The 6,625-nt window shown below is 42.6% G+C and carries 7 protein-coding genes, 1 tRNA gene and 2 pseudogenes; 3 read left to right on the forward strand and 7 right to left on the reverse strand.

What is annotated here, in order from left to right:
- Positions 1 to 103: 103 nt before the first annotated feature.
- The 6 genes from RDS42_RS10910 to RDS42_RS10935 form a co-directional block, all read right to left on the reverse strand.
- Positions 104 to 1,021, reverse strand: coding sequence for a SufD family Fe-S cluster assembly protein (locus RDS42_RS10910; protein WP_308783692.1), 918 nt, complete (start codon positions 1,019 to 1,021; stop codon positions 104 to 106).
- 14 nt (positions 1,022 to 1,035) lie between these two features.
- Positions 1,036 to 1,779: an ATP-binding cassette domain-containing protein gene (locus tag RDS42_RS10915; RefSeq protein WP_308783693.1), complete on the reverse strand. Its 744-nt coding sequence runs from the start codon at positions 1,777 to 1,779 to the stop codon at positions 1,036 to 1,038.
- Positions 1,780 to 1,973: 194 nt separating this feature from the next.
- The gene (locus RDS42_RS10920) at positions 1,974 to 2,237 is read right to left on the reverse strand and encodes a glyoxalase (protein ID WP_334307440.1); all 264 of its coding nucleotides are present in this window, start codon (positions 2,235 to 2,237) and stop codon (positions 1,974 to 1,976) included.
- Positions 2,234 to 3,037 carry an HAD family hydrolase gene (locus RDS42_RS10925; protein WP_308783694.1) on the reverse strand — a complete coding sequence of 268 codons (804 nt, stop codon included), beginning with the start codon at positions 3,035 to 3,037 and terminating at the stop codon, positions 2,234 to 2,236. The genes RDS42_RS10920 and RDS42_RS10925 overlap by 4 nt, the downstream gene beginning before the upstream one ends.
- On the reverse strand, positions 3,030 to 3,695 hold the full coding sequence (locus tag RDS42_RS10930; RefSeq protein WP_308783695.1) for an HAD family hydrolase: 666 nt from the start codon (positions 3,693 to 3,695) through the stop codon (positions 3,030 to 3,032). The genes RDS42_RS10925 and RDS42_RS10930 overlap by 8 nt, the downstream gene beginning before the upstream one ends.
- Before the next feature lie 6 nt (positions 3,696 to 3,701).
- Complete coding sequence (locus tag RDS42_RS10935) at positions 3,702 to 4,283, reverse strand: Maf family protein (protein ID WP_308783696.1); 582 nt, start codon at positions 4,281 to 4,283, stop codon at positions 3,702 to 3,704.
- Between the two features lie 195 nt (positions 4,284 to 4,478).
- Between RDS42_RS10935 and RDS42_RS10940 the strand changes: the two genes are divergently transcribed.
- Together RDS42_RS10940 and RDS42_RS10945 are read left to right on the forward strand one after the other, a co-directional pair.
- Positions 4,479 to 4,550 (forward strand) — tRNA-Thr (locus RDS42_RS10940).
- 77 nt (positions 4,551 to 4,627) lie between these two features.
- The gene (locus RDS42_RS10945) at positions 4,628 to 5,533 is read left to right on the forward strand and encodes a S1 RNA-binding domain-containing protein (RefSeq protein ID WP_227249731.1); all 906 of its coding nucleotides are present in this window, start codon (positions 4,628 to 4,630) and stop codon (positions 5,531 to 5,533) included.
- Positions 5,534 to 5,640: 107 nt separating this feature from the next.
- Here RDS42_RS10945 and RDS42_RS14945 read toward each other — a convergent pair.
- Positions 5,641 to 6,018, reverse strand: a pseudogene (locus tag RDS42_RS14945) (lytic transglycosylase domain-containing protein); the annotation flags it as partial.
- Between the two features lie 479 nt (positions 6,019 to 6,497).
- On the opposite strand from RDS42_RS14945, the pseudogene RDS42_RS14950 reads away from it, so the two are divergent.
- Positions 6,498 to 6,625, forward strand: a pseudogene (locus RDS42_RS14950) (diaminopimelate decarboxylase); the annotation flags it as partial.

Raw genomic sequence — 6,625 nt, forward strand, 5'->3', positions numbered from 1 at the left:
GTTTTTCGGATCAACGAAAAACTTCACAATGTAAAACAGGGCCTTGCCCTAACAATTAAAAAAGCAAATTCTCACAATATCAGAGAATCTGCTTTTCAACTGATTATTTCAAAAACCCGCTGATGATCTGTTCTTCAGCCTCTGCCTCAGTAAGGCCAAGAGTCATCAGTTTGATAAGCTGCTCGCCTGCGATCTTTCCTATGGCTGCTTCATGGATCAACGCTGCATCCACATGGTTGGCAGTCAGCTCAGGAACTGCACTGATCTTCGCATTCTCCATGATGATGGCATCACATTCGGTATGTCCGCTGCAGCGGTTATTTCCACAAAGATCCGCCTGAAACAGCTGAAACGAATCATTTCGGGCAACAGACCTTGAAATAATATTTGCGGAAGAATCCTCTCCGTCCAGCTGAACGTCAAAATAACTTTCTGCTCTTTGTCTGCCATGGGTCATAAGGCGTTCCATAACAATAAGTTTGGCACCTTCCTTAAGCCAGGCCTTATTCTCTCTTTTTGTAGAATCTACTCCTTTAATCTGGACCGTATCCATTTCCATAAAGCTGTCCTCATCCATATGGATCTCTGTTACCGGATTCATGATCCGTTCCCCTTTTCCGTCACCACTTCCATAATGCTTTTCAATATATTTTACATGAGCATTTTTTTCTATAAAAAAGCGATGGATCCCGTCATGTCTGGTGGATGCATCTCCTCCATTATGGATACCACAGCCTGCAATGATCGTTACATCTGCGTTTTCTCCTATATAAAAATCATTATAAACAACTTCTTCCAGACCAGACTGACTCATGATCACAGGAATATGAACACTTTCTCTTTTTGTTCCCGGTTTAATATGGATCTCAATTCCACTTTTGTCCTCTTTATTAATAATTTCTATATTTCCGGTACTTTTTCTGTCCACACTGCTTCCATTTGCCCGGATATTATAGGCTCCTACAGGTATTTCATGAAGATCTGCCACTTGTACCAGCAGTTCTCTCTGTATTGCGTCCATTTCTTCACTCCTCCTTAACGATTAACCGCTTTATCACAGGATACTGCCGCATTGGCTGTTCCCAGCAGTTCCGGCAGGATTTCATCTTTTGTACCCTTTTTAACAAGCTTTCCATCTGCAATAAGCAGGATCTCATCTGCAATGTTCAGAATTCTTTCCTGATGCGAAATGATAAGAATAGAACCGTGAAGCTGCTGATGCATTTCTTCAAATACCTGGATCAGATTTTGAAAGCTCCAAAGATCAATTCCGGCCTCAGGCTCATCAAACACAGAAACTTTTGTTTTTCTCGCCAGGATCGTAGCAATTTCGATTCTTTTGATCTCTCCTCCTGACAGACTGCTGTTAACCTCTCTCTTAATATAATCCTTGGCACAAAGCCCTACCTTTGAAAGATATTCACAGGCGCCGGCAACGGAAATATCTTTTCCGGCTGCAAGACGAAGAAGATCAAAAACGGTAACCCCCTTAAACCTTACCGGCTGCTGAAACGCATAGCTGATACCAAGCTTAGCCCTGTCTGTGATACCCATATCTGTAATGTCCTGTCCATCCCAGAGTATCTGTCCTGATGTAGGCTTCTCGATTCCCGCAATAATTTTTGCAAGAGTAGATTTTCCACCTCCATTGGGGCCGGTGATCACAACAAACTTATTATCTTCCAGAGTAAAGCTGACATCATTTAAAATTCCAATCTCTTTTGCATTTCTGACCTTTTCGTCAGGTACCTGGAAGCTGATATTTTTTAATTCCAACATATCTTCTGTTCCTCCATACAAGCAGAACTTCTGCTGTTTTCTCTATTATACCATATATTTCACCTATCAGACAAAATATTTCAAAAAAAGAAAGAACTCTGTCATTTTCAGCTGATTCTTTAAACTCCGGATCCTAACCATGATCAGCCTCTTTTCCCAGCGTTCTTTCTTAAAGTTCTCCCTTTTTTATCTTATCATCCTTCTACGATCAAAAATCCACCTGACGGAAGCGCAAACACCTCACATGCCTCCAAAAGCTCCTCATTTGACATTCCTTCCACATCAGCTCCGGCTTCATCCAGATAACGGCGCACTTCTTTCAGAGTTTTTACTTCTACTGCCATGCAGTCCTCCAGAAACTCTTCCGCTTCCTCATAAGAATCTGCAACCGGCTCATCATACAGCCTTCCCTGATTTTTCAGAAATGTTTCAACACTTTCTTTTGTATACATATTTATAATACCTCCTCTATATTTCCTTTTGCACGGATCAGTTTCTCTAAAATCGGCTCTACACGTTCTGCTGTGTAGGCTGCCGCATCTCTTACTCCCTGTTTGGAATGTGCCATCGCAAATCCCCAGGGAACACTTTTCAGCATTTCTATGTCATTATATTCATCACCAAAAGCCATACATTCCTCAGGACGGATTCCCAGACGTTTCTGATATTCTAAAAGCCCCCTGGCCTTATTTGTTCCAAAAGGAATAAAATCCACCCACTCTATACCGGAGGTTACTACCGTACACCTGTCCGAAAATCTTTCTTTCCAATATTTAATAGAATCCTCCCGAACGCCTCCCGGTTCATATACCGCAAGTTTCATGCATGGCTCAGTAATCTCATCGAGACTTTTTACTATCTTGCTTGTAGTTCTGACCACTTTCGTCATCAAATCAAGATAATGCTGTGTTTTTGGACGGATATAATAAAATTCTCTTGTAGCACATGAAAATTCCGCCCCTTCTTTTTCATCTATCGCCTCCACAATCTCTCTTGCCAGATCCGGTTCAAAATTATCCTGATAAAGCACCTTCTCATGGTCCACAGCAAGAGCTCCGTTTTCGCAGATAAATGCCATATCTTCTGCCACCGGATCAAACAGTCTTCTCATATTTGGATATTGTCTTCCACTGGCAGCCACAAAAAGAATTCCCATTTTTTTCAGTTCTCTGATCAGCGGAAATATTTTTTCCGGAAGCTTCTGAGCCCCGTTCAAAAGAAGCGTTCCATCCAGATCACTTGCAACTAATTTAATCATGATAAAACTCCTCGTAAATTTTTCGTATATCATCTGGCTTTTCTGCGATCCACCCGGCACCTTTTTTTTCCAGTTCTTCCCTGTTACGAAAGCCCCAAAGAACACCAATCGTATGCATAGCAGCAGCCTTTCCTGTTTCCATGTCCGTACCTGTATCTCCGATATACAAGCACTCCTCCGGTAATACCTTCAGTTCCTCAGCTGCTTTTAATGGCGCATCTGGTGCAGGTTTTCTCCTTATTGCCTCACTTTGCCCTATCACAAAATCAAATTCATCGCCAAACAGAACTTTTACAACTTTTACTGCCGCATCATGAGGTTTATTTGAGCATACGGCAAGAAGCACACCTTTTTTTCTCAATTCTGCCAGAAGTTCCGGAATCCCCTGATAAACTCTTACTTTATACAAAGGATCTGCATCAAATCTCTTTCTGTATATCTGACGAGCCTTTTCATAATAAACCAGTTCCGGATCACCTGCATCTTTCAGGCACCGGCGAACCAGCATATCTGCTCCTTCTCCGCAATAATATTTAAAATTGTCTACCGGCATTTCTTTTAACCCCAGTTCTTTCATCAGTTCATTTGCCACTGATGCCATAGATTCCAGAGTGTTCGCCAATGTACCGTCAAGATCAAAAATACATGCTTTGATCATCTTCTGTCACCTCAATTCAATCCCATGTTTCTTTGTTTCATAAAAAAGCCTGCCTACCGGAAGACCTACTACATTCGAATATTCTCCCGATATGCTTTTTACATAAATCCCAAACAGTCCCTGGATGCCATAACTTCCCGCCTTATCCATCGGTTCGCCTGTTTTTACATAATCTCTGATCTCTTTTTCACTTACCGGATAGAAAGTAACATCCGTACATTCCGCAAAAACATGTTTTTCCCAACATCCGGCTTTATATTCCAGGACAGTTACTCCTGTGTAGACCTGATGTGTGTTTCCCTGAAGCATTAAAAGTGTTTGTACTGCATCCTCTTCATCAGAAGGTTTTCCTAAAATTTTTCCTTCAAAAGACACAATCGTATCAGAACCAATGATTACGGTTCCCTCTTCCGTCGGAAATACGGCTGACAGAGCCTTCTGCTCTGAAAGCTCCTTCACAACTTCCTCCGGTTTATGACTGGTAATATATTCCTCTCCGTTCCCCGGACGGATTTCAAACTGTACTCCCGCATTCAGAAGAAGCTCCTTTCTCCTTGGCGATGCAGAAGCCAAAATTATTTTTTTCATAACACTGCTTTTCCTTTATAGTAGTTGTTCTATTATCTTAGTATAACCTGTGATAAAAATTGCCGCAACTGGAAAAATCCACAAATAACCCCCGAAAATCTTTTTAAAAAAGTTAAAATAAATTGTTGACAACTCTCTGTTTATCTGTTAATATTATCAACTGTGAGCGGCAGAAATACTGCACAGCACACAAGTGCTGATGTGGCTCAGAGGTAGAGCACTTCCTTGGTAAGGAAGGGGTCACGGGTTCAATTCCCGTCATCAGCTCGCTTCATAAAACGGTGGAATCCTTTGGGGTTCTGCCGTTTTGCAATTTTTCAGATATTTTAAAGGAGGTTTTTCAGATGGAATCAATGAAGGATTATGAAAAGGAGCTGGAACGTTCTTTCCGCACGATTAACGAAGGAGATATTGTCAGTGGAGCTGTGGTAGCAGTAACCGATGAAGAAGTGACACTTGACCTGAATTATTATGCACCGGGAATTATCAAAATTGAAAATCTGAGCAATGATCCGGATTTTCATGCGAAGGAAGAATTACAGCCGGGAGACATCATCGAGGCAACGGTTGTGCGTACAGATGACGGACACGGAAACATCGAATTGTCGAAAAAGGAAGCAAACGAAGTGCTTGCCTGGGATAAACTCCGGGAGATGATGGAGCAGCAGACGGTTGTGACTGTCCGGATCAAAGAGAGTGTGCCGAGTGGTGTGGTTGCATTCTTAGAAGGAATCCGTGCATTCATTCCGGCATCCCAGTTGTCCGCAGATTATGTGGAAGACACGGATGCATGGATCGGAAAAGATGTGCGTGTCGTTGTGATTACCGTAGATCCTGAGAAGAATAAACTGGTATTGTCCGGAAAAGTTGTGGCAAGACAGGAGCGCGAGGACGAAAGAAATCACCGGATTGCCATGCTTGTGCCTGGATCTGTGGTAGAGGGAACCGTAGAATCCATTATGCCATACGGAGCATTCATCAATATCGGGAATGGCATCAGCGGTCTGGTTCATATTTCACAGATCAGCCAGAAGCGGATCTCTTCCGTTCATGAAGTTTTAAAAGAGGGACAGAAAGTAAAGGCGAAGATTTTAAATACCAACGATGGAAAAGTCAGCCTGAGCATGAAAGCGCTGGAAGATATTATGGAAAAGCCGCAGGAGGAAGAAGAGGCAGAGGCAATCGAGTACAGCTCAAATGAAACGGCCGGAACAAGTCTTGGAGATCTTCTTTCCAGATTCAAATTATAATCAAATTTTCTTTAGACAGTAAAAAACCCGTGAAGATGAACAGCAGACTGTTCATCTTCACGGGTTCTTTTTAGAAATTAAGCGTTGGAATTCTGATAATAACCAAGCACTTTTTTGACATAATTCTGTGTTTCCTTAAACGGTGGAATACCACCGTACTTGTCGACATTTCCACCACCGGCATTGTATGCGGCAAGCGCAAGGGAAACATCTCCGTTGTATTTCTTTAAGTTCTGCGCCATCAGTTTGGCACCACCCATAATATTTTGCTGTGCATCGTATGCATTTGTGACACCAAGTCCTTTTGCGGTGGACGGCATCAGCTGCATGACACCCATGGCACCGGCAGAGCTGGTTGCGGATGGATTGAAATTGGATTCCTGCTTGGCAATGGATTTGAGCAGGTTGATATCCACACCGTATGTTTCAGAAGCTTCTTTGAAATATTCTTCGAGGTTCTCCGGAGAAGAAACACTGCCGGAGGAGGTGGTACTATTTGTTGCAGAAGAACTGGAAATTGCCGGGGTATCCGTGACCGGAGACGTATCAACCGGTGCATCGGTCTGCGGGGTAAATCCAAGGATCTGCTGTACCGTATCCAGGGAAACGGCACCACTGTTGCTGGCGGCAAGCAGTGCGTCCACTGCCATGGCCTGTACGCTGCGCTCAGCGGAAGCCAGACATTCCTTAAATGTGGTGACGGCTTCATCCGTATTTTTCGGTGTCTGTATATTGGCAGAAGCTGCTTCCTGCAACCTGGCTGTCTGTGTCTGATCAATATAAGGTAAAACTGTTACACCCATGATGTTCCTCATCTTTCGTTCGCTTAATCTAACATTCGATCATGCATATCATATCATAATCTGTGGAAAAATAAAAGGAAAAGGCGAAAATTGCTTGAATTTGTAAAAGAGTTGTTGTAGCATAACATCAGACGAAAAAGTGTAGATAAAGGAGCCAGATTATGGAGAAAAAGCCGTTTGTAACAAAGAGTCAGGTGGAGGAGATCGTTAAAACATACCCGACACCGTTTCATTTATATGATGAAAAAGGCATTCGTGAGAATGCAAAAAAAGTAAAGGAAGCTTTTGC

This window comes from uncultured Blautia sp. (assembly GCF_902497045.1).
GTDB lineage: Bacteria > Bacillota > Clostridia > Lachnospirales > Lachnospiraceae > Blautia_A.